At 64.0% G+C, this 22,552-nt stretch carries 23 protein-coding genes and 1 riboswitch; of the genes, 9 read left to right on the forward strand and 14 right to left on the reverse strand.

Going from position 1 to position 22,552, the window contains the following annotated elements; translation table 11 throughout:
• Positions 1–63: 63 nt before the first annotated feature.
• From ABIE35_RS11935 to hemE, 8 genes are all read right to left on the reverse strand, one after another.
• Positions 64–1,140, reverse strand: coding sequence for an LLM class flavin-dependent oxidoreductase (locus tag ABIE35_RS11935; protein WP_354515131.1), 1,077 nt, complete (start codon positions 1,138–1,140; stop codon positions 64–66).
• Entirely contained in the window at positions 1,140–2,120 is a 981-nt protein-coding gene (hemB, locus tag ABIE35_RS11940; protein WP_354515132.1) for a porphobilinogen synthase, read from the reverse strand. Before hemB ends, ABIE35_RS11935 begins: the two co-directional genes overlap by 1 nt.
• Positions 2,117–2,995 carry a uroporphyrinogen-III synthase gene (locus ABIE35_RS11945; RefSeq protein ID WP_354515134.1) on the reverse strand — a complete coding sequence of 293 codons (879 nt, stop codon included), beginning with the start codon at positions 2,993–2,995 and terminating at the stop codon, positions 2,117–2,119. The genes hemB and ABIE35_RS11945 overlap by 4 nt, the downstream gene beginning before the upstream one ends.
• Positions 2,982–3,980 (reverse strand): hydroxymethylbilane synthase, encoded by a 999-nt coding sequence (gene hemC, locus ABIE35_RS11950; protein ID WP_354515136.1) that lies wholly within the window; start codon positions 3,978–3,980, stop codon positions 2,982–2,984. The genes ABIE35_RS11945 and hemC overlap by 14 nt, the downstream gene beginning before the upstream one ends.
• Entirely contained in the window at positions 3,977–5,200 is a 1,224-nt protein-coding gene (locus tag ABIE35_RS11955) for a ferrochelatase (RefSeq protein ID WP_354515138.1), read from the reverse strand. Before ABIE35_RS11955 ends, hemC begins: the two co-directional genes overlap by 4 nt.
• Positions 5,197–5,898 carry a hydrogen peroxide-dependent heme synthase gene (gene hemQ / locus ABIE35_RS11960; RefSeq protein WP_354515140.1) on the reverse strand — a complete coding sequence of 234 codons (702 nt, stop codon included), beginning with the start codon at positions 5,896–5,898 and terminating at the stop codon, positions 5,197–5,199. The genes ABIE35_RS11955 and hemQ overlap by 4 nt, the downstream gene beginning before the upstream one ends.
• A 72-nt stretch (positions 5,899–5,970) precedes the next feature.
• Complete coding sequence (hemG, locus tag ABIE35_RS11965; RefSeq protein ID WP_354515142.1) at positions 5,971–7,440, reverse strand: protoporphyrinogen oxidase; 1,470 nt, start codon at positions 7,438–7,440, stop codon at positions 5,971–5,973.
• A 5-nt stretch (positions 7,441–7,445) separates the two neighbouring features.
• On the reverse strand, positions 7,446–8,561 hold the full coding sequence (gene hemE / locus ABIE35_RS11970; protein WP_354515144.1) for a uroporphyrinogen decarboxylase: 1,116 nt from the start codon (positions 8,559–8,561) through the stop codon (positions 7,446–7,448).
• A 158-nt stretch (positions 8,562–8,719) separates the two neighbouring features.
• Between hemE and ABIE35_RS11975 the strand changes: the two genes are divergently transcribed.
• Positions 8,720–10,042, forward strand: a complete 1,323-nt coding sequence (locus tag ABIE35_RS11975) for a glutamyl-tRNA reductase (protein WP_354515145.1) — start codon at positions 8,720–8,722, stop codon at positions 10,040–10,042.
• 78 nt (positions 10,043–10,120) lie between these two features.
• Here ABIE35_RS11975 and moeB read toward each other — a convergent pair whose 3' ends face one another.
• Positions 10,121–11,323 (reverse strand): molybdopterin-synthase adenylyltransferase MoeB, encoded by a 1,203-nt coding sequence (gene moeB / locus ABIE35_RS11980; RefSeq protein ID WP_354515147.1) that lies wholly within the window; start codon positions 11,321–11,323, stop codon positions 10,121–10,123.
• 6 nt (positions 11,324–11,329) lie between these two features.
• Between moeB and ABIE35_RS11985 the strand changes: the two genes are divergently transcribed.
• From ABIE35_RS11985 to ABIE35_RS11995, 3 genes are read left to right on the forward strand one after another with little or no spacing between them, the layout of a single operon-like run.
• Positions 11,330–12,064 carry a TetR/AcrR family transcriptional regulator gene (locus ABIE35_RS11985; protein ID WP_089595665.1) on the forward strand — a complete coding sequence of 245 codons (735 nt, stop codon included), beginning with the start codon at positions 11,330–11,332 and terminating at the stop codon, positions 12,062–12,064.
• Positions 12,065–12,114: 50 nt separating this feature from the next.
• Positions 12,115–12,339, forward strand: coding sequence for a DUF3107 domain-containing protein (locus tag ABIE35_RS11990; protein ID WP_026539987.1), 225 nt, complete (start codon positions 12,115–12,117; stop codon positions 12,337–12,339).
• A 35-nt stretch (positions 12,340–12,374) separates the two neighbouring features.
• On the forward strand, positions 12,375–12,677 hold the full coding sequence (locus ABIE35_RS11995; RefSeq protein ID WP_354515149.1) for a hypothetical protein: 303 nt from the start codon (positions 12,375–12,377) through the stop codon (positions 12,675–12,677).
• An 86-nt stretch (positions 12,678–12,763) separates the two neighbouring features.
• Here the strand turns inward: ABIE35_RS11995 and ABIE35_RS12000 are convergent, their stop codons facing one another.
• The 4 genes from ABIE35_RS12000 to thiO all read right to left on the reverse strand — a co-directional run bounded on the left by ABIE35_RS12000 (position 12,764) and on the right by thiO (position 15,433).
• The gene (locus tag ABIE35_RS12000; RefSeq protein WP_354515151.1) at positions 12,764–13,099 is read right to left on the reverse strand and encodes a 4a-hydroxytetrahydrobiopterin dehydratase; all 336 of its coding nucleotides are present in this window, start codon (positions 13,097–13,099) and stop codon (positions 12,764–12,766) included.
• Between the two features lie 33 nt (positions 13,100–13,132).
• Positions 13,133–13,930, reverse strand: a complete 798-nt coding sequence (locus ABIE35_RS12005; RefSeq protein WP_354515152.1) for a thiazole synthase — start codon at positions 13,928–13,930, stop codon at positions 13,133–13,135.
• A gap of 4 nt (positions 13,931–13,934) precedes the next feature.
• Positions 13,935–14,171: a sulfur carrier protein ThiS gene (thiS, locus tag ABIE35_RS12010; protein WP_089595669.1), complete on the reverse strand. Its 237-nt coding sequence runs from the start codon at positions 14,169–14,171 to the stop codon at positions 13,935–13,937.
• On the reverse strand, positions 14,168–15,433 hold the full coding sequence (thiO, locus tag ABIE35_RS12015) for a glycine oxidase ThiO (RefSeq protein ID WP_354515154.1): 1,266 nt from the start codon (positions 15,431–15,433) through the stop codon (positions 14,168–14,170). The genes thiS and thiO overlap by 4 nt, the downstream gene beginning before the upstream one ends.
• A riboswitch (TPP riboswitch) is annotated at positions 15,429–15,547 on the reverse strand. (Overlaps the previous gene by 5 nt.)
• A 27-nt stretch (positions 15,548–15,574) precedes the next feature.
• On the opposite strand from thiO, the gene thiE reads away from it, so the two are divergent.
• Positions 15,575–16,258, forward strand: a complete 684-nt coding sequence (gene thiE / locus ABIE35_RS12020) for a thiamine phosphate synthase (protein ID WP_354515156.1) — start codon at positions 15,575–15,577, stop codon at positions 16,256–16,258.
• Positions 16,259–16,301: 43 nt separating this feature from the next.
• Here the strand turns inward: thiE and ABIE35_RS12025 are convergent, their stop codons facing one another.
• Positions 16,302–16,970 (reverse strand): ferritin-like fold-containing protein, encoded by a 669-nt coding sequence (locus ABIE35_RS12025; RefSeq protein ID WP_354515157.1) that lies wholly within the window; start codon positions 16,968–16,970, stop codon positions 16,302–16,304.
• A gap of 156 nt (positions 16,971–17,126) precedes the next feature.
• On the opposite strand from ABIE35_RS12025, the gene ABIE35_RS12030 reads away from it, so the two are divergent.
• The 4 genes from ABIE35_RS12030 to ABIE35_RS12045 all read left to right on the forward strand — a co-directional run bounded on the left by ABIE35_RS12030 (position 17,127) and on the right by ABIE35_RS12045 (position 22,544).
• On the forward strand, positions 17,127–18,068 hold the full coding sequence (locus tag ABIE35_RS12030; protein ID WP_354515159.1) for a TM2 domain-containing protein: 942 nt from the start codon (positions 17,127–17,129) through the stop codon (positions 18,066–18,068).
• Between the two features lie 111 nt (positions 18,069–18,179).
• Positions 18,180–19,676, forward strand: coding sequence for an RNB domain-containing ribonuclease (locus ABIE35_RS12035; protein ID WP_354515161.1), 1,497 nt, complete (start codon positions 18,180–18,182; stop codon positions 19,674–19,676).
• A gap of 277 nt (positions 19,677–19,953) precedes the next feature.
• Positions 19,954–21,657 (forward strand): DEAD/DEAH box helicase, encoded by a 1,704-nt coding sequence (locus ABIE35_RS12040; protein WP_354515163.1) that lies wholly within the window; start codon positions 19,954–19,956, stop codon positions 21,655–21,657.
• An 8-nt stretch (positions 21,658–21,665) separates the two neighbouring features.
• Positions 21,666–22,544, forward strand: a complete 879-nt coding sequence (locus ABIE35_RS12045; protein WP_354515165.1) for a DNA-methyltransferase — start codon at positions 21,666–21,668, stop codon at positions 22,542–22,544.
• Positions 22,545–22,552 lie beyond the last annotated feature (8 nt).

Below are 22,552 nucleotides of genomic sequence, written 5' to 3' on the forward strand. Positions count from 1 at the left end.
CTTTCAGTGTTTCAGGAGCAGCCGGTCAGTGTTTCAGGAGCAGCCGGTCTGCGTCGGGTGCGCCTATTCGGAAGCAAGCAGCCGGGCAACCCGCGGGGCCACCTCGGTGCCGTAGAGCTCGATGCAGCGCATCATGGATTGGTGGGGCAGGGTCCCGTTGCTGTACTTGAGGTCGAAGCGGTCCACACCCAGGGTGCGTTTGAGGAGAACGATCTTCTGCGCAACGGTTTCCGGTGAACCCACGTAGAGGGCGCCTTCGGGGCCGCACATGGCTTCGAATTCACCGCGGTTTCCCGGACCCCAGCCGCGCTCAGCGCCGATCCTGTTGCGCTGGTCCAGCCAGTGCGGGAACAGCTCCTCCCGGGCGGCCTCATCCGTCTCGGCGATGAAGCCCGGCGAATGCGTTGCGATCTGGCGCATCGGGTGGCCGTACTTCGCCATCGCTTCGCGGTACAGGTTCACCAGCGGGGCAAAGCGGCGGGGTTCTCCCCCAATGATGGCGAAAATGATCGGGTAGCCGTATTCGGCACAGCGCAGCACCGACTCGGGTGTTCCACCAACGCCAATCCAGGCAGGCAGCAAATGGTGCTGCAATTTCGGGTACACCTGCAGTCCATTGATATTGGGGCGGGTACGGCCCTCCCAGTGGACCGGCTTCTGGGCACGAACCTTGTCGAAGAGCTCCAGCTTCTCCTCGAAAAGTACTTCGTAGTCAGCCAGGTCAAGGCCGAAGAGCGGGAATGATTCAACGAACGAGCCCCTGCCCAGCATCACTTCAGCCCTGCCGTTGGACAGCGCATCCACAGTGGAGAAGCGCTGGAAAACACGAATGGGATCATCCGAGCTCAGCACCGTAACGGCCGAGCCCAGGCGAATGCGGGACGTCACTGCGGCGGCTGCTGCAAGGAAGACCTCGGGTGCGGAGACTGCGAAGTCCCGGCGATGGTGTTCGCCCACCCCGAAGGCATGGATCCCAACGGCGTCGGCCAGCTTCGCTTCTTCGAGCAACTCGCGGAGGACGCGGGCGTGTTCTTTGGGGTTCCCGTCGGCGTCGACGCCGGCATCGCCAAAAGTGTTCAGCCCCAGGAGGATGTGGTTGGCAGCTACCGGCGCGCCGGGGTCGGAGGGAACGGATGTCATCAGGACTCCTTCAGCCAGCCTGCCAGTTCGGAGGCCCAGTAGGTCAGCACGGTATCGGCTCCGGCACGCTTGATCCCCAGGACGGATTCGGTGATGGCACCGCGCCTGTCGATCCAGCCGTTGGCCGCAGCAGCTTCGATCATGGCGTACTCACCGGAAATTTGGTAGGCCGACACCGGCACCGGGCTCATGGCTGCGACGTCGGCCAGGATGTCCAGGTAGCTCATGGCCGGCTTGACCATCACCATGTCCGCGCCTTCTTCAAGGTCCAGTTCGACTTCCAGGATGGCCTCACGGCGATTGGCGGCGTCCATCTGGTAGGTCCGACGATCGCCCTTGAGCTGGGAATCGACCGCTTCACGGAACGGGCCGTAGAACGCTGACGCATATTTGGCTGCGTAGGCAAGGACCGCGGTGTTCTTGTGGCCGGATTCCTCCAACGCCTGACGGATAACAGCGATTTGGCCATCCATCATGCCTGAGGGTCCCAGTACGTGGGCCCCCGCGTCGGCCTGGGCTACAGCCATCTGTCCGTAGATCTCCAGGGTGGCGTCGTTGTCTACATAGCCATCGGCGTCGAGGACCCCGCAGTGGCCATGATCCGTGAACTCGTCCAAGCAAACGTCGCCCATGATGACCAAGTCATCCCCCACCTCGGCCTTGACGTCGCGGATGGCCTTGTTCAGGACGCCTTCCGGGTCGAGGGAAGCCGTGCCCTGCGCATCGCGCACGGAGGGGACGCCGAACAGCATGATGCCGCCCACTCCAAGCTCCACAGCCTCGGCTGCAGCGCGCTTCAGGGAATCAGTGGTGTGCTGGACCACGCCCGGCATGGAGCTGATGGGGCTCGGTTCAGTGAGGCCTTCCCGGATGAATGCCGGGAGGATCAGGTCTGCAGGTGCCAGCCGGTTCTCTGCGGTGAGCCTGCGCATGGCGGGAGTGGTGCGCAGACGGCGGGGACGATGATTTGGAAAGCTCATAGCGGGTTCCCTTCGTTGGCGAAAACAGATTCCAAGGCGGCCACGATGCCGTCCGGAGTTGGTTCTTTGGCTGTGGCAGCCACGGTGAGTCCAAGGCGCGAAGCCTCCGCCGCCGTCGGACGCCCGATAGCAATCAATTGGCATCTGCCCAGCGGCGGCAAGGTCTGGGCTATGCGGCGTGCGGCGCTGGGCGAGGCAGCCACCACGGCATCCACAGTGCCTGCTCCGAGGCCAGCCCGTGCCTCTTCCGGGCTGAACATTGGCAGCATGCTGTCGCCGGAAACCTTGAGGGCGGGCGGCAGTTCCGCCATGAGGCGACGTCCCGCCCCGGCCGGGTAGTCGACGGTGTGGTAGGCAACCACGGAGGTTACGTCAGCACCTTTTGACGCCAGGCCTTCCCGAAGGCCGGGTGCCGCGATATCGGCTTGGGGCAGGAGCACCCGCGCCGGTGCGGGCTCCCACAGTTCCACCAGGCCGTCAGCAGACTGTAGCTCCGTCGGCGCCAGGTGGACGGAGAGTCCAATGGATTCCAGGACCCGCAACGAGGACGGCCCAATGGTGGCCACGCGGGTGGCTGACGGAACCAAGCCTGCCGGGGTTGTGCCCCGCTCTGCAGCCTTCTCAAGAAGGACACGCGCAGTGGTGATGCTGCTGATCACCAACCAATCGAATTCCCCGGCGGCCAGGCGGTCGAGGACATCGTCCAGGATTGCTTGGTCTTTTGCCCGTTCAAAATCGATCAGGGGCAGCACCAAGGGTGCGGCGCCGAGGCTGGTCAGCAACGACGCCAGCGGCTTGGCACGGTCGGCGCTCCTGGTGATCAGGATGCGCCGACCGGATAGCAGTCGTGGATCATGCGGTTCAGGACGCGGCAAGGTCCGCGATCTCCGCGGCACCGGCAGCGAGTAACAACTCAGCCACCTCGATGCCGAGCAACGTGGCGCCGACTTCCGTGAGCCCATCGGTGGCTTTTTTCTCACGGACGGTCTTGGTGCCATCCACAGCGCAGACCACAGCTTCCAGGTGCAGCATGCTGCCCTTGCGGAAGGCATATGCACCCACCGGAGCAGCGCAGCCCGCTTCGAGCCTGGCCAACACTGCACGCTCGGCTGTAACCGCCAGCCGGGTGTCGTCGTCGTCTAATGCCGCCAATGCTTGGGCCAGCACAGCGTTTGAGCCCGCGGTCGCCCCTGACTGGCCCGGAGCATCCTCAGTTCGACATTCGATGGCCAACGCACCTTGCCCGGGTGCGGGCAACATGACGTTGGTTTCGAAGAACTCGCTGACGGTGTCCAGCCGGTCCATTCGTTCCAATCCAGCGGCGGCCAACACCACGGCGTCAAGGTCGCAGGACTTACCCGGCACAACCTCATCCGTGATGTTGCCCGGGAGGCCGGGAACCCGGCCGAGGCGGGTATCCACGTTGCCGCGGATGTCCAAAACCTCAATATCAGGCCGGGCTGCCCGGAGCTGGGCAGCGCGGCGTGGTGAACCGGTTCCTACCTTGGCGCCGCCCGGCAGCTCAGAAAGCGTCATACCGTCCCGTGCGCAGAGAACATCACGGACATCCACCCGCTTGGGTGTTGCAGCGATGCTCAGGCCAAGGGCTGCGCCGGTGGGCAGGTCCTTGAGGGAATGCACCGCGACATCGCACGTGTCAGCCAGCAACGCGTCACGCAATGCGGCGACGAACACGCCCGTTCCGCCCATCTGGGAAAGGGAACCTGTTTTGACGTCGCCCTCGGTCTTGATGTGGACCAGCTCTACCGGGAAGCCGCCAACCGCTGACAACTTGTCCGCTGTCTGCTGCGTCTGCGTCAGTGCCAGTTTGCTGGCCCTGGTGCCGATGCGAACGGTCACTTGGCAGCCTCCGCAGCCGGGTAGGCGTCGTGGCTGATGCCCACCGTGGTGCCAACTTCTGAAATAACGGGCTTAGCCCCACGGAAGTTCTCGCAGCAGTTGGGTCGGCAGACGTCATACCACGGTCCAAGGTCCGTAACGTGGGGGCGCTCGGCAATGTTGTTCTCCACCGTGCGTTCGCAGATCAGGTCCACCAGGCCGGACACGAAAGCCGCGTGCGTACCCGGGGTGGGAACACGGGTTGCTTCAATGCCCAGATTCTTGCAGGTTTCCAGGGCTTCGGTGTCGAGGTCCCAGGCAACTTCCATGTGATCGCTGACGAAGCCGAGGGGAACAATGACGACGCCACGGACGCCTTCAGGGGCGATTTCCTCGAGGTGGTCGTTGATGTCCGGCTCAAGCCACGGGATGTGCGGGGCGCCGGAGCGGGACTGGTACACCAAGTCCCAGGCGACGTTGGGAGCCACAACATCCATGATGGCCTTGGCGTTGGCCAAGTGCTGGGCAGCATAAGCCGAGCCTTCCGCGAATTCGCGCGGCTCGTCCTCGGACCGGCCAGCAGCCTCGGCATCCCGTGTAGGGATCGAGTGCGTAGCGAACAGGATCCGGATCTTCGAATCGGGATCAACCTCGCCGGCAGCGGCGAGCTTGCCACGGATCTCTTCCAAGCCCGCAGACGTACCCTCCAGGAAGGGCTGGACAACGCCGGGGTGGTCGAAGTACTGGCGGATCTTGTCCACCTGGAGCTTGCCGTCCAACCCTGTTTCCGTCAGTGCAACGCCGATGTCTTCGCGGTACTGGCGGCAGCTGGAGTAACAGGAGTAGATGCTGGTGGTGAGCATCAGGAGCCGGCGGTGCCCGGCGTCGTAGGCGTCCTGGAGTACGGGGGCGATGTAAGGATCCCAATTGCGGTTACCCCAAAGGACCGGCAGTTCGATGCCGCGGCGGGCCAGTTCGGCCTCAATGGCGGCCTTCAGTTCCCGGTTCTGTTGGTTGATGGGGCTGATGCCGCCGAAGGCGCGGTAGTGGTGCGAGACCTCTTCGAGCCGCTCATCGGGGATGCCGCGGCCACGGGTGACGTTCCGCAAGAACGGAATGACGTCGTCCTGGCCTTCGGGACCGCCGAAGGACGCCAGGAGCACGGCGTCGTAACGCGCTGCGTCCTGTCGACCACGCTCTGTGACGGCGTTCAGTGCAGTGGAGACAACGGGGCCGGTCATGCGAGAACCTCGGCAATCTCGGCAGCCGTGACACGGCGGCCGGTGTAGAAGGGGATTTCTTCGCGAACGTGGTGGCGTGCTTCGGTGGCCCGCAGGTGGCGCATCAGGTCTACCAGGTCCACCAGTTCAGGTGCTTCGAGGCCTAGGATCCATTCCCAGTCCCCCAGCGCGAAGGAGGAAACAGTATTGGAGATGACCTGAGGGAATTCGCGGCCCAGCAGGCCGTGGTCGCGGAGCATCTTGCCGCGCTCGTCCGTCGGAAGCAGGTACCACTCGTAGGAGCGGACAAACGGGTAAACGCAGAGCCAGGTGCTCGGCTCGACTCCGCGGGCGTATGCCGGCACGTGGCTCTTGGAGAACTCTGCTTCACGGTGCACGCCCATGGCGGACCAAACGATCTCCGTGCCGGCGAAAAGCTTGCTGCGGCGGATGGACCGGACGGCGGCCTGCAGGTCCTCCGGTTTGGGCCCGTGGAGCCACACCATGATGTCCGCATCCGAGCGCATCGCCGAGACGTCATAGCTGCCGCGGAGGATGACTCCACCCTCAGCGAGCTTCTCCGCAAGGGCTTCGAATTCCTGGGCAGCATCGCCGCTGCGCAGGACGTCGGCCGAGCGCTTGAAGACCGTCCACAGCGTGTAGAACTGTTCGTCGGTTTCAGCAGTTTTAGTGACAGATTCGGCAGAAGTGTGGCTCATGGTTCAAGTTTGCCCCGTGCCAGCCTCTAAGTCGAAACGGATCAGTTCTACAACACGTAGAAGTGATGCAAATCACGGTATTGAGGGATCCTCGGATACGGCCGCGGCGAGCTGTGACCGGGTGTCGGCCACCACTGCGGCCAGGCCATTCCCGGCCAGCCACCCCCCAACCACCGTCAAGCCTGGGGTCGCAGCACACACAGCCCGTACTTGCCCGACACGCTGTTTATGACCGACGGCGGCGAACGGCAAGGCTCCAGCCCACCGCACCACATCCCAATCAACGATGTCCGCCCGTGAAACCGGAACCGTCAATAATGAGGATGCGTCCGCCAATGCAGCGGCCAGGAGTGACTCATCGTCAAGGACGATGTCCGCTCCCCCGGCAGCTTCTTCACGCCGGCCATAGGACAGGCGCAGGACATGCGTCCCTGGGCCGGCCTCGCCAGCCAACCAGTCCCATTTGGCCGTTGCGTGGGTCAACGCCTTTGCCTTGATTCCAGGAGTTTGCGGCGCCACCAGGATCCCAGTCCCGCGGGGCCTGCGGTCGAGTTCGGGAAGGTCCACCACCATGGTCACCAGGCTCACCAGCGGCCCGGGGGCCGGACGCAAGCCTGACAATTCCGGCAAGGACGGCTCAAGAAGCCCTACGGCGGCCGGGCCATCGAGCGCTACCACCAGCCGGCCGGCGTCGAACGTGGACCCCCCGGCGGTGACCCTCCAGCCGTCCGGAGTCTTGGCCACCGCGTCGGCGCGTTTTCCGGCCATCAGCACGACGCCGCGTCCGCGCAGGTCCGCCACGAGCGCAGTCACCAGCGAATGCATGCCACCTTCCAAGCCGGCGACGGCGGACCCGGCCTTGGCCGGGCCGGAAGCGGAACCGGTGGCGCCCCTGCGCTGGGCCGCCACAGCGGCAGCCAGTGAACCATGCTGACGAATACCCGCCCGCAAGCCGGGCGCAACCATGTCGACATCCAGAAGATCGGGGTCGGCCGAATGGACACCGCCCACCACCGGGGAAACCAGCCGATCAAGGACCTTCTTGCCCATTCGGCTCCGTACCAGCGCGGAAACACTGGTGACATCCGAGGACGTGCCAAAGGACGCGGGAAGCCAGGTGTCCAACGAGGCACGGATGGCCCCGGCGAGTCCCAAGGAGCGGCGGACTTCCGGATCCCATGGATTGGCGGGGATGCCCAGGACTCCCGTTTTGGGTAGTTCCTGCGGCCCGTCGGGTAATTGCACCCAGGCACCTCCGGGGCGTGGGGCAACAATTTTGTCCGCCAGGCCCAGCTCCCGGGCGAGGTTGGCAACGGCCGGCGACCGGGTGGCGAACGATTCCGCCCCGCTGTCAAGCTGCAGCCCGGCAACAACATGGCTTCCCACGCAGCCGCCCCAGGCGTCGCCCGCTTCCAGGATGGTCACGGCAAAGCCGGCCATGGCAAGTTCACGGGCAGCAATCAGGCCTGAGACGCCACCGCCCACCACAACGGCGGATGGCCTGCCGTCCGGTGTCTTGGGCGTTGGGTGTCCCCCGCGCATCGGCACTACTCCGAAGGGATGGAGTGGATGAGTTCCACGACGCGGGTCAGGACAGTGGGATCCGTTTCCGGAGGCACTCCGTGGCCTAGGTTCAGCACATGGCCCGGTGCGTGGGCTCCGGCCGCAATTACCTCACGGACGTGGGCTTCAAGGACCTCCCACGGAGCGGAGAGAAGTGCGGGATCAATGTTTCCCTGCAGCGGAACGGTGCCACCCAAGCGGCGGTTGGCCTCATCCAATGGGAGTCGGTAGTCCACGCCCACCACGTCCACCCCTACATCGCGCATGGCAACCAGGAGCTCGGACGTACCCGTGCCGAAGTGAATCAACGGAGCACCCAGGCCACGGACATGGTCCAGCGCCCGTGCGGACGCCGGCGCGACGTACTTGGTGTAGTCAGCCAGGCCCAGGGAGCCTGCCCACGAATCGAAGAGCTGCGCAGCCGACGCACCCGCTTCGAGCTGGGCTTGGAGGAACATGCCGGAGGTATCGGCGGCCCAGTTGGCCAGTGCCGCCCAGGTTTCAGGATCGGCGTGCATCATGGTCCGGGGTCCAAGGTGGTCCCGGGACGGCTTGCCTTCAACCATGTAGGCCGCCAAGGTGAACGGCGCTCCGGCGAACCCGATGAGCGGGGTTTTCCCGAGTTCCGCAACAGTCAAGCGGACGGCTTCGCGGATGGGTTCCAGCGCCTCCCACGTCAGTGTGGGAAGGGCTGCCACATCAGCGGCCGTGCGGACGGGCTTGTCCAGGACGGGTCCAACGCCGGGAACGATGTCCACCCCGACTCCGGCAAGCTTCAGCGGAATGACGATGTCGGAAAAGAAGATGGCCGCATCAACATCGTGGCGGCGCACCGGCTGGAGAGTGATCTCCGCGGCAAGTTCCGGGCGGAGGCAGGAATCGAGCATGGCGACACCCTCCCGGACCTTGAGGTATTCAGGCAGGGAACGCCCCGCCTGGCGCATGAACCACACAGGCCTGCGGGATGGTGTGCCACCACGGTAGGCCGTGATCAGCGGAGAGTCCGAGGTGCGGCCGTCCTTCAGCGGGTGGTTGGCGCCGAGGGTTCCCGCCGGGGCGGTGGAGGCCGTACTGTTGGATGCTGCCGCGCTAGAAGTCATGCCTTCGATTGTGCCGAAAATCCGGGGCAAAAGATAACGACAAGCTGTCACGTTGAGCGCCTCCCGGGCCTTTGTGGCGGCGATCACTCCCCTGCGTGTGGATCGCCACGGTGGCATATTGTTCTACCGGGCTACGAAAAAGCTATGATTGGGGTGCTGTGGTTCTTTTCTCATTGGTGGCTACACACGCCGACATCGACCTCGAAACTGTTGCTCAGTTGAGCAACGGTTCCTCTGTGCTTGCCTCGACAACCCTGACGGATTCCCCTGTGGTGTCCGGCGCCGTGGTCCTGGCAACCTGCAACCGCTACGAGGTTTACGGCGAAACGGCCCATGGCGCAGACCTCGAGGCGGCACGATCCGCCCTTGTGTCCCAAATCAGCGAACTGAGCGGACTCAACGAGCACCTGGTTTCCCGTTCCTTCGCCACATACACCGGCCCGGAGGTCACCCGCCACCTCTTTGCCGTGAGCGCCGGACTGGACTCCGCGGTGGTGGGTGAGCGGGAGATCGCCGGCCAGGTCCGTCGGGCACTGATCACTGCCCAGCAGGAAGGCACAGCGAGCTCCGGGCTGGTCCGCTTGTTCCAGGCAGCTTCCAAGACCGCCAAGGACGTTGGTGCACAAACCGCCCTCGGCTCGCGGGGGCTCTCCATCGTTTCCGTCGCCCTGGACCTCGCAACAGACCTCGCCGAGAACGACGATTGGTCCACCAAGAAAGTCGTGGTGTTCGGCACCGGCGCCTATGCAGGCGCCACCATGTCATTGCTGCGTGAACGGGGCTGCACCGAGGTTTCGGTCTACTCTTCGTCCGGCCGCGCCGAAGGTTTCGTCGCCACCCGCGGTGGAACAGCGCTCGACGCCGACACTCTCCCCGCTGCTGTTGCCGCAGCTGACGTCATGATCGGCTGCAGCGGGTCCGACAACCGTGTGGAAGCCGCAGACCTCGCCCGTGTCCGGGCGCAATCGGGCAAGCCGTTGATCGCCATCGACCTCGCCCTCACCCATGATTTTGACCCCGCAGTAGGCGAACTCGACGGCGTCGAGCTCTTGACGCTTGAGTCCGTCAGGCTCGCTGCACCCCAGGAACAAGCAGAGTCGCTGTCCCAGGCAAGTGCAATCGTCACCGGCGCGGCCGCGTCCTTCGAATCCGAGCGCGAAGCGCGCTCGGTGGACACGGCCATCGTGGCGCTTCGCCGCCACACTATGAACGTCCTGGACGCCGAAATGGAAAAGGTCCGCGCCCGTCACGGTTGCACGGCTGCAGCCGAAGAGGTGGAGTTCGCACTCCGCCGCATGGTCAAGCAGCTCCTCCACATCCCCACGGTCCGTGCACGCGAACTTGCCGCCAACGGACAGCAGGACGACTACGTCGCAGCCCTCGAGGCACTTTACGGAATCCAGGTGGAACAGCCCCAGGCTGCAGCCCCGGCCGCTGAATGCCCAGTGGACCACCAGCAGCTCCGCTCAGAGAGCGCCTGAGCAGACGGGGCCACGTCTTCCAACCCCAGGCATCCGCTCATGGGGGGCTTGCCAGGACTGACGGTGACGGGAAACGACCTAGTACACGGGCTTCGCCGGCTCGACGTCGCGCACCCAGGCGAGGATACCGCCGTCGAGATGGCTGACCCGCGTGTAACCCGCTTTCCGCGCAGCGTCCAACACAGCAGCCGAGCGCGTGCCGGCCTTGCAGTGGAAAACGATGTCCTTGTCCTGGGGCAACTCCACCCACGCTTCGCCAGAGAGAATACGGCCCTGCGGAATGAGGACTGAACCGTCAATACTGACGATGCTGTGCTCCCCGGATTCCCGGACATCGACCAAGTCGAAGTCCCGCTCCCCCGCCTCACGCTCTGCGAGCATCGCGGCAAGGTCCTTGGCGGACACAGTGTGTTCTTGGTCGGTTGCTGCCGGGGGCGTCACACCGCAGAAAGCCTCGTAGTCCGTCAGCTCCGTGATGGGTTCGGCTTCCGGATCCTTGGATACCCTGATCTCGCGCCAGCTGCCGCCCAGTGCGTCAAAGAGCGCTACCCGGCCCAGCAGTGAACGCCCGACGCCGGTAATTAGCTTCACGGCTTCGGTCACCATGAGCGAACCAACTGCTGCGCACAACATGCCGAACACTCCGCCCTCGCCGCAGGATGGTACCGAACCGGCAGGAGGGGCTTCAGGATAGAGGTCCCGGTAAGTGGGGCCGTGCCCGGCCCAAAACACGCTGACCTGGCCGTCGAAGCGGAAGATGGAACCCCAGACGTAGGGCTTGCCGAGGATGGCGGCGGCGTCGTTGACCAGGTAACGCGTGGCGAAGTTGTCGGCGCCATCGAGGATGAGGTCGTACTGCGCAAACAGCTCCAACGCGTTGGATGAGTCCAGCCGGATGTCATGCAGGACCACGTTGACCAGCGGATTGAGTTCGTTGATGGCGTTGCGGGCAGACTCGATCTTGGGGACGCCCACGTCCTTCACGCCATGGATGACCTGGCGCTGCAGGTTGCTGAGGTCCACCACGTCATCGTCCACGATTCCGAGTGTGCCAACGCCGGCCGCCGCCAAGTACAACAGGGCCGGAGAACCAAGTCCGCCGGCGCCTATGACGAGCACTTTGGCATTCTTAAGCCTGCGTTGGCCCAGGGCACCGATTTCGGGAATGATGAGATGCCGGGAGTATCGCTCCACCTCGGCCGGCGTGAGTTCGGCGGCTGGTTCAACAAGGGGCGGCAGGACAGTGGGCGCAGCAGGGCGGGCAGCAACAATTGAGGCCATACCCCAATGTATGCCTGCCGATGCCGCCCGGTCATATTACCCACCGGTAGAGTGGTCATAACTGCAAAGGAAAGGCGGCAGACTGTGGCTGACGGCACAAGGGCACACGATGGGGCACCGGCCAAGCAGGAACGGGCTGTTTCAACGCGTTCACCAAGGTTGCCGCGCGACGAGCGCCGGGCGCAGTTGTTGAATGCGGCGTTGGAAGTCTTTGTCTCCAACGGTTTCCATGGCGCGGCCATGGACGAAATCGCAGAGGCTGCCCATGTGAGCAAACCGGTGCTGTACCAGCATTTCCCGTCCAAGCGCGAGCTTTATATGGCCCTCTTGGACAGCCACCTGGCCACGCTGACCGAACTGATGCTTAGCGCTTTGAACTCCACCTCGGACAACAAGGAACGCGTGAAGGCCGTAATGCGGGCCTACTACCGGTTCATCGCTGATGACGACCAAGCCCACCGGCTGGTCTTCGAATCGGACCTCATCAACGATCCCGATGTCAGTTCCCGTTTGGAGACGTTCAACAAAACGTTCGCTGATGCGGTGGCCCATGTCATTGCCGAGGACACCAAGCTGCCTCCCTTGGAGGCGCAACTCCTGGGCCGTGGCCTGGCCGGAATGGCGCAGGTCAGCGCACGCTACTGGCTTGAAACGGACGGAAACCTTGACCTCGATGTGGCCAGTGATCTGATCTATCGTTTAGCTTGGCGCGGAATCAGTCGATTCCCCAAAGAGTCCTAGGCTACAAATAGAGGACTGACTTAATACTTGATTGGCTTGGAGGCCTTGCTGTGGAAGTAAAGATCGGCATTCAGAACGTTGGCCGTGAAATCGTGCTCGAGTCCGCTTTGGATGCAGACGCGGTGGCCAAGATCGTGGCAGAGGCCGTGTCCAAGGGCTCGGAATTGCGCCTGACCGATGAAAAGGGACGCCAGATCATTGTTCCCGGCAGCGTCCTGGGTTACGTGGAGATCGGCGCAGAGGAAGTCCGCCGCGTCGGTTTCGGCGCCCTCTAGGCCCTCCCCTTAACGCAGTCCGCAAAGGAGTCTTCATGCTTTCACTCGTCGTGGTGGTTCTGGCCACTGTAGCCACCGGTTTCATCGTGTGGGCCAACGACAAGAGGCACGGCAAGTACGGCATCGCTTTGCCGGCCGGTGTTTCGGTGGCTGTGGGCACCCTGAGCTGGATTGCGTTCATCAGTGCCGGCCTGGGCTACCAGCCCGGGGCAACCTGGATTCCCTGGGTTTTGCCGATCGTCCTGGGAACTGCCGCCGCCGCAGTGGTGGCGGTCTTCCTGGGCCGGACCCGCACCCGGCACGATACTGCGGCGCTCACCAAGGCGCTCAGGCTCTAGCAGGAACAAGAACAAAGGACAGTGACCGTCGCCCTCGGGCGACGGTCACTGTCCTTTAACGCCTTGTCACAAGGGTTCAGGCCTTTTCAGGCTTCCGGATACCGCTCCGGCTGGGCGGTTGCACCCAGCCCGGCCGCGGTTTCGCTCACGGAGACCGCAGCGGCGATATCGAGTGGGGTGACCTTCCCGCCGGCATCGTGGGACACATACCGCAGGTGAACCCTGTTGTAGCGCCATTCCAGATCGGGGTGGTGGTTTTGCTGTTCGGCGATCTGTCCGATCGCTGCAATAAGCGCCAGCGCTTCGGCCGCCGTCGGGGTTTTATAGACGGTTACCAGGCCGTCCTGGTACTTCCAGTCGGGAAGCTCCCGGAGGGCATCGTCGACATCCGCCTGGGTCAGGTGGTCATGGTTCCCCGCCACTGCTGCTCCTTCTGCCGAAGACACTGCGGACAACTAGAGGAACTCTGCCCGGCCCTCCATGGCCGACGACGCCAAAGCGTGCTCACGCCGCGGAATTCGTCCTGCCTGCTTGGCCAGCCTACCGGCGATCACAGCGTGTTTGAAGGCCTCACCCATCTGCATCGGGTTCTGCGCCCGGGTGACAGCGGTGGCCAGAAGCACTGCGTCGCAGCCCAGTTCCATGGCCAGGGCGGCATCGGAGGCGGTTCCTATGCCTGCGTCGAGCACCACGGGGACTGAGGCCCGGGACACGATGAGTTCAATGTTGTGCGGGTTCAGGATGCCCAGACCGGTCCCGATCGGCGAGCCCAGGGGCATCACAGCGGTGGCCCCGAGGTTTTCGAGGCGCAGTGCCAGGACGGGATCATCGTTGGTGTAGGCGAAGACCTTGAATCCACGGTTCACCAGCTGCTCCGTTGCCTCGACGAGTTCCACGGCGTCTGGAAGGAGTGTGTGTTCGTCGGCGATGACTTCCAGCTTCACCCAGTCGGTTTCCAGTGCCTCGCGCGCCAGTTCAGCGGTCATCACGGCGTCTTTGGCAGTAAAGCAACCGGCTGTGTTTGGCAACACGCGGATGCCGTGGTCCACCAGGAGTTGGAAGAGTGATCCTGTTTCAGCGGGTGAGTAGCGCCTCATGGCTACTGTGGTGAGCTCTGTCCCGGACGCCAGGAGCGCAGCGCCCAGGCCGTCCAGGCTCGGGGCACCTCCCGTCCCCATGATCAGGCGGGATCCGAAGTGGACGCCGTCGATCACCAGGGCGTCAGTAATGACCTCTGTGTTTGCTGTCGTCATGATGTCAGCCTCCTTGGACTGCGGTAACAAGTTCGAGTTCATCTCCGTCGGCGAGCGCCGTTGCGGACCATTGGCTGCGCGGCACCACCTCGGAATTGCGGGCGACGGCGACGCCCAACTTGCCGCCGTCGGCTGCCTGTCCGCGGTGGTCCAGGACGCGGCCGGTGACGGCCGTGACCAGGGTGCTGACTGAAGCGTCCTCCGGCACGGCGTGATCGGATCCGTTGAGTTTGATGTTCATGCTGTTTCCTTGCTGGGAGCGTGTGCCGGCGTAAGCGCCCGCGCTGTGGATGAAGTGTCCGCGAAGCGGTCCGGGCGCAATGGTGCCCACCGGGGTTCCGACGAGCCGTTGATCAGCCCGCCCACGATCCGTGCGGCCGCGGGCGTCAAGAGCACACCATGCCGGAAGAATCCTGTAGCGATCACCAGCCCATCAACATCCCCCTTGGGGCCAGCGACCCGCCCAAGCAACGGGGCGTTGTCCGGAGTGCCGGGGCGGGCCCGGGCCGTTGCTTCGAGGAGCTCAAGTTCCGCCACTGCTGGGACCAGGGCCTGGGCGTCCCGCAACAACTGGTAGACGCCCCCGGCTGAGACCGCGTTGGAGGATGCCGACAGTCCGTCCTCGCGTTGGGTGGCTCCGATGACCACCGTGCCGTCGTCCCGGGGCACGATGTAGACGGGCACTCCGCGGACCATCCCACGGACGGTGGAGGTGAGCAGGGGCCGGAGGTGTTCAGGCACCCGAAGCCTGAGGATGTCGCCATATACCGGCCGCAGGGGAAGGCTGAGCCCGTCGGGGAGCCCCTCCAGGTCTGCCGCACCCAGTCCGTTGGCGACCACCGTTTCGGTGGAGTGGACAGCGGCACCGGACTCGAGTTCCACTCCTGAGACCCGCCCTCCGTCCCAGAGCAATCTGCACGCCGTGGAAGTCACGGCAAACCCATCGTCGGCGCCCGAAACCCAAGTGGAGTCGCTGGCCGCGTGGCGTGCCAATCCCGAGAGGAGGCCTGCCGCCAGCTTGCGGGGATCAACCTGATGGTCGGCGGGAACGTCGAAGGCACTGGAAATTTGGGGGCTGAGGAGGGGTTCGCGATCCCGGGCGTCGCGCAAGGACAGCGGCTCAACCCCCAGGCCTGCAGCAAGCTGCACCGCACGAAGGTCTGCCAGCGCCCTGCGGTCCGCGGCATCGGCACCCACGGCGAGTGTCGGCGTCGTCCGGTAACCGATGTCTTCCCCTCCGCGGGTCAGGCTTTCTGCAAAGGACGGCCACAGCCGGGACGATTCAAGCATCACGTCCAGGAGATCTTCCTCCTGGTAGTGCAATTCGCTCACGGGGGCAAGCATTCCGGCGGCAGCGAACGTAGCTCCCGAAGCCGGTGCGGGGTCGATCACCACCACGGAGCGGCCAAGTCGCCGTGCTTCGTGGGCAATACCGAGGCCGATGACGCCACCGCCAATGACGGCCACGTCGGCCTGGAGCGGGGTTTGGCGGGGATCTGCCATAGCGCGTTTCCTTCCCTACGCCGGTACTAGCCGGATCAGGTCAAGCGGTCGGCGCTGAAGCCCTCTCAGCCGGACAGTCATAAAGCGAACGTCGCGGCTCCCGCAGTACGTGCCCAGTTTAGAGGAACTACTCTGGTTTCCATGACCCCGACTGATGCCCTCGCCACCGCCCGCCTGTATCTGTGCACTGATGCCCGGAAACGGCAGGGCGATTTTGAAGACTTTGTGGACGCCGCTTTTGAGGGAGGCGTAGACATCATCCAGTTGCGCGACAAGACCCTGGAAGCTGCCGAGGAATTGGAGTTGCTGGCGGTCCTGCGGGCAGTTGCGCAGCGTCACGGACGGCTCTGGGCTGTCAACGATCGCGCCGATGTTGCCAATGTTTCCGGGGCTCCAGTGTTCCACATCGGGCAAAAGGACCTCCCGTTGACGGTGGCCCGGACATTGCTTCCGGAGCCCGTCACGATCGGCCTCTCCACCCACTCCCCCGAACAGGTGAATGCCGCCATCGCGGCATCACCAGGCCGGGGCGGCCTTGACTATTTCTGTGTGGGCCCCGTCTGGGCAACCCCTACCAAACCCGGCCGCGAAGCCGTGGGCCTGGACCTGGTCACATATGCCGCAGAAGCGAGCAAGCGTGCAGACGAGACCACCGGCGGTGCCGTGAACCTGCCTTGGTTCGCCATCGGTGGGATCGATCTCAGCAACGTGGAGCAGGTACGGGCCGCGGGAGCCACCCGGATCGTCGTTGTGCGCGCCATCACCGAAGCTACGGATCCGACGACGGCTGCCAAGTCGCTGCTGGAGGCGCTGGACGCCGCCTGAGCCCGGCCGTGAAGGCCTTTCAGGCACAAGCCCGGTCAAGCCGTCATGCGGTGAGACCCAAGGCCGTCATCCGGCGTGAATGCCGCTCGGCGAGCTCGCCTGTCAGTCTCTTAACTGCGGCGCGGGCATCGCCACCACTTTTTAGGGTTGGCCCCAACTGTGGGTGCTCCATGCCCACCCTCTGCGCCTGCGTCAGCGCTTCCCCCACCAGCCGGCGGCCCCACAACGCCAGGCGTGAGGCCAGTCTTGGGTCATCGGCCAAGGCCCGCCGCAGCAGGACACGAAGTACCTCGGTTGCTTGGTCGGGAGAGGCTACCCGGTCAACGAACTGCTGCGTTGTTGCATCGAGGAAAGTGGCGACAGCCCGGTAGAAGTCCGAGGAGACGGTGTCGATGACGTACGCCTTCATCACGGATTCGAACCAGTCCCCGGGCCTGGTACGTTCATGGAAGTGGTCAAAGGAACGCTGGAACGGCAGCATGGTTTCCTCAGGATCGAGGCCCATTTCCGCGAGCCGATCGCTCAGCAGCGCGAAGTTTCCGTACGCGCCGACGGCAATTTTTGCCAGCATTGACCGGTCATGGAGCGTGGGTGCGTATCGGGAATCGGACGAAAGCCGGCCGAAAGCCGACAACTCGCCGTAGGCCATGGCGCCCAGGAGCTCCGCGGCGAGTTGTCCGGCAGAAGTTAAGACGTCCCGGGAAGTGCCCATGATCCAAGACTATCCCCGGCCATCCACGCCCCGTCCGGCTAGATTTGCTGCGAGCCGACGTGGTCCTACTAGGCTGGCTGGGAGTGAGCCGACTGTCAGGCCTGCCCGCAGGCCGCGTGTCCTCCTCCTCGCACCCACTCCCCTGAAGGATGTTCCATGAGTAACCCGAGCTATCCGCCCGCGCCCCACAACGGGGACGGCGCTCCACCAGTACCCCCTGCACCCGGTGCTTTCGGCAACCAGTACCAAAGCGGACCGCAGACGTACCAACCGGCCCCGGGTTCCGGCCCTTATGACGCTCCCGGCATGGGCACTCCCGCCAAGTCCTTCATGGTCACCTGGATCCTGTCGTTGCTTCTGGGTGGCCTCGGCGTCGACCGTTTTTACCTGGGAAAGATCGGCACCGGTATTGCCAAGCTGCTCACAGCGGGCGGACTCGGCATCTGGTCCATCGTGGACCTCATCATCACGCTGACCGGCAATGCGCGGGATAAGGAAGGCCGCCCGCTGCTGGGTTATCCGGAAAACAAGAAGAAGGCCTGGATCATCACGCTCGTCGTATGGTTCGCCGGCCTGGTTGTTGGAATCGTGTCCACGGTGTTGTCTTTGACGCTGGTGGCTGCTGCGGTCCAAGGACAGGCCACGCCCGTCCCCGCCGCCCCCTCGGCCTCACAAGAGGCACCTGCCCCCTCCCAGGGCACTGCCACTGATGGCAATTCCTTCGAGGTCACGGTGTCCGAGGGCAACACCGTTAAGGTCACCGTCCTTAACTCCGGATACACCACCGAGATCCCGGAAATGGCTTACATGAAGCCGCTCAATGGCGGGTTCCTCCTGCTGGAGGTTTCCTGGGAGACCACCGCCGGATCCAGCTTCGCCGCGCCCAGCAACTTCGATGCCTTCGATGCTGACGGCAAAGAGGGCGACCGGATCTTCCTGGACAACGGTCTGGGCGGTCTAAGCTCCGGCGATGTCGCCGCCGGAGACGTACAGCAGGGCGTCATTGCCTTCGACATCAAGAACGGTCCCACCACGGTGGTCATCAACAATGACTTCGGGGACAAGGCAGCCACCTTCACTTTGACCCCGGCCAGCTGACTGCCGGATTGGCCATGCCAGCTGTGCTGAAAGCCCGTTGCCCCCTGGGGCAGCGGGCTTTCGCGTGCGGAAGCCAAGACTATCCGCAGGTTTCGGGCTACGCTGATTTTCGTGTCACATCACCGGATAGCGCCCAACGTCGACGATTCGTCGGACCAGCTCGCTGCAGCCCTTGCGGCCTTGAGATCGGAGCTGGAACTCCCCACTTCGTACCCGGCCGAGGCAGTCCAAGAGGCACAGCGGGCCGTGGAAAACCTCAAGCTTCCGGACCAGGACTTGCGGGAGATCCCCTTTGTCACCATTGACCCCGCTACGTCGACTGACCTTGACCAGGCCTTGTTCATTGATCGTGCCGGAGACGGCTACAAGGTTCTCTATGCCATCGCCGACGTGCCGTCCTTCGTGGCTCCCGGAGGGGCCTTGGATGCCGAGACCCGACAACGCGGGCAGACGTTCTACGCTCCTGACGGGCGCATCCCCCTGCATCCGGAGGTCATCAGCGAAAACGCCGGCAGCCTCCTGGCCGAGCAGGACTGCAGTGCTTTTGTATGGACCTTCGACCTCGACGCCACTGCAGAAGTCCTCAGCGTGAGCGTTGCCCGGGCCACCGTCCGCAGCCGGGCCAAGCTGAGCTACAAGGGTGCCCAACAGCAGATCGACGACGGCACTGCCCCGTCCGTTCTTCAGCTCCTCAAGGAAGTCGGGCTGAAACGGGTGGAACTGGAGAGGCTGCGTGGGGGCGCCAGCCTGAATATGCCGGAACAGGAAATCGTCCAGGCGACCGACGGCGGCGGGTACAGGATCGTTGCAGCCCCGTCTTTGCCGGTGGAAGACTGGAACGCGCAGATCTCTCTGATGACCGGGATGGCGGCCGCGCAATTGATGCTGGAAGGGAAAGTGGGCATCCTCCGCACCATGCCGGCCCCGGACGAACGCTCACTGCAGCATTTCAAGCGGCAAACCACCGCGCTGGGCAAACCGTGGGACGGCCAGGTCAGCTATGGCGAGTACTTGCGCACCTTGGATGCGTCCGACCCCAAGCAGCTGGCCATCCTGCACTCGGCCGGGACGCTGTTCAGGGGCGCCGGTTACACGCCCTTCGACGGCGAGGTGCCTGACACAGTGATCCAAGCGGCCATCGGGGCTCCCTATGCCCACACCACAGCACCGCTGCGACGCCTCATTGACAGATTTGTCCTGGTCATCTGCGAGGCCCTCAGTAACAATAAGGACATTCCCCGCTGGGCCCGTGATGCCCTCCCCTCGTTGCCGGAGATCATGGCAGCCTCTGACCAAGTGGCTGGACGGCTTGAGCGTGCGGCACTGGACACCGTGGAAGCGGCACTGGTAGCCAACCACGTGGGCCAGGAGTTCGACGCCGTGGTGATTTCAGGGTCCAAGCCTTCCAATGGAAACAGCAGTGGCAATAGAGCCAATGGCAATAAAGCCAACGGAAACGGGAGCGGTCCATACGGCGTCGTCCAGATCGCAGAACCGGCCGTCACCGCACGTTGCGACGGCGAGTTGGAGTCCGGGACCAAGGTGCGGGTACGCCTTGTCACGGCGGATATTGCCAGCCGGGAGATCAGGTTCGTGCTGCAGCGCTGACCCTGTTGAACCCATGATCCGGGCTTTATGGCTCCCAGAGGATAGACTGGGCGAGTAGTAATGGATGCCCGGTCGTTGATTCAGTTAATTTTTGAAGTCAACAAGCCCGCCCCTACGCGATCTTGAGATGTACCAACTGGTCACCAGTGCCAGTACTTAGATAGCCCGCGATCGGCTTCCACTGGATATGCTTGCGCGCCAGTTCGTGCTCCGGTACGGCTTCGCAGCCCCCGTTGAGCACGCAGCGCCAATGCCTAAATGAATAAGGAAACTCCCTGTGAGTGAATTGCACACCCATGAAGTCCTGACCGACCCAACCGGAACCGAAATTCTCGAACCCGAGGAAACGATCGTCTCGGATGAAAAGCCCCACGAGATCGAAGAAAAGTCGTTCGCCGACTACAACGTCCGCGCTGACATCGTTGAGTCCTTGGCCGATGCCGGGATCACCCACCCCTTCCCCATCCAGGCGATGACCCTGCCGGTGGCCCTGAGCGGCCACGACATCATCGGCCAGGCCAAGACGGGCACTGGCAAGACGTTGGGCTTCGGCATTCCCGCGCTCCAGCGGGTAGCCGGCCGCGACGACGCCGGCTACGAGAAACTTGCCGTCCCGGGTGCACCTCAGGCCTTGGTGATTGTTCCCACGCGTGAACTCGCGGTGCAGGTTGCCAACGACCTCCAGACCGCTTCACGCAAGCGCAATGCCCGCATCGCCACCATCTATGGTGGCCGCGCCTACGAGCCCCAGGTCGATGCCCTGCAGAAGGGCGTCGAAATCGTGGTCGGTACCCCGGGCCGTTTGATCGACCTTTACAAGCAGAAGCACCTGAGCCTGAAGAACGTCAAGATGGTGATTCTTGATGAGGCTGACGAAATGCTGGACCTCGGCTTCCTTCCGGACGTTGAGACCCTGATCGCCGGCACCCCCGCCGTTCGGCAGACGCTGCTCTTCTCGGCGACGATGCCCGGCCCGGTGATTGCGATGGCACGCCGTTACATGACGCAGCCCACCCACATCCGGGCTGCAGATCCGGACGACGAAGGCCTGACCAAGCGCGACATCCGTCAGCTGATCTACCGTGCGCACAGCATGGACAAGTCTGAAGTAGTAGCCCGCATCCTCCAGGCACGCGGCCGCGGACGGACCATCATCTTTACCAAGACCAAGCGCACTGCTGCCAAGGTTGCCGAGGAACTCGTCGACCGCGGTTTTGCCGCTGCCGCCATCCACGGCGACCTCGGCCAGGGCGCCCGCGAGCAAGCCCTCCGTGCTTTCCGCAACAACAAGGTCGATGTCCTGGTGGCCACTGACGTTGCCGCCCGCGGCATCGATGTGGACGACGTCACGCACGTCATCAACTACCAGTGCGTGGAAGACGAAAAGATCTATCTGCACCGTGTTGGGCGTACCGGCCGCGCGGGCAATAAGGGCACCGCTGTCACGTTCGTCGACTGGGACGACATGCCGCGCTGGGGCCTGATCAACAAGGCACTCGGACTGAGCGTTCCGGAACCGGTGGAGACGTACTCATCCTCGCCGCACCTGTACGCAGACCTGGACATCCCCGAGGGCACCAAGGGCAGGTTGCCCCGCAACAAGCGTGTCCTCGCCGGCGTCGACGCGGAGGTCCTTGAGGACCTGGGCGAGACCGGCAAGAAGAACGCACGCTCAGGCTCAAGCCGCGACGGCGGTCGCGATGGCGGCCGTGGACGCGATGGCGGCCGCGGACGTCAAGCCAAGTCCAATGACTCGGACTCCAGCGAATCCAAGGGCGAGGGCGGCCGCAACCGTACGCGCCGCCGTCGTACCTCCGATGCCGAAGCAGCCCCCGCTGCCGGTGCGTCGGAGTCCCGCGCCGCCACGGCCGACGCCGCAGACAAGCCTGCCAGGACGCGTCGTACCCGCACGCGCCGCCGCAACGGCGAAGTGGTTTCCGGTGAGACCGCAGCTGCCCAGTCCGGCAGCGCCGAGGGCTAAAACCCTCAATGACTGAAACCGTTTGGGCGCCGGACGGCGGCAATGTGGTGGTGCACGCGGACAACGCGGAGTTCCTCCCTACGCTGCCGGACGGCGCCTTCACACTCATTTACGTCGACCCGCCCTTCAACACCGGCCGGGTGCAGCGCCGCCAGGAAACCCGCATGGTCCGCAACGCGGACGGCGACGGCGATCGCGTCGGTTTCAAGGGCCGTTCCTACGACACCATCAAGGGTGCCCTTCACAGCTACGACGACGCCTTCAGCGATTATTGGTCCTTCTTGGAACCCAAACTCGTCGAGGCGTGGCGGCTCTTGTCAGACGACGGCACCCTGTACCTGCACCTCGATTACCGGGAGGTGCACTACGCCAAGGTGATGCTGGACGCCATCTTCGGCAGGGAATGCTTCCTTAACGAGATCATCTGGGCCTACGACTACGGTGCACGCGCCAAGAACCGCTGGCCCACCAAGCACGACAACATTCTGGTGTATGTAAAGAACCCCACCAAGTACCACTTCGACAACGCAGAAGTGGACCGGGAACCGTACATGGCTCCCGGCCTGGTGACTCCTGCCAAGCGCGAGCTCGGCAAGCTGCCCACTGATGTTTGGTGGCACACCATCGTTTCCCCCACCGGCCGTGAGAAGACCGGCTACCCTACCCAGAAACCCGAAGGCCTGATCCGGAGGATCGTTTCTGCATCCAGCCGCGAAGGTGACTGGTGCCTCGATTTCTTCGCCGGATCAGGGACCCTCGGTGCCGTTGCAGCGAAGCTCGGCCGCAACTTTGTGTGTGTCGACCAGAACGAACAGGCCATCGACGTCATGCGCAAACGGCTGGGCAGCAAGGCCGTGTTCCACGAGATCCAGCCAACCAGCCTCTAGCCCGCCAG

This window comes from Paenarthrobacter sp. 4246, from assembly GCF_040546855.1.
Taxonomy (GTDB): Bacteria; Actinomycetota; Actinomycetes; order Actinomycetales; family Micrococcaceae; genus Arthrobacter.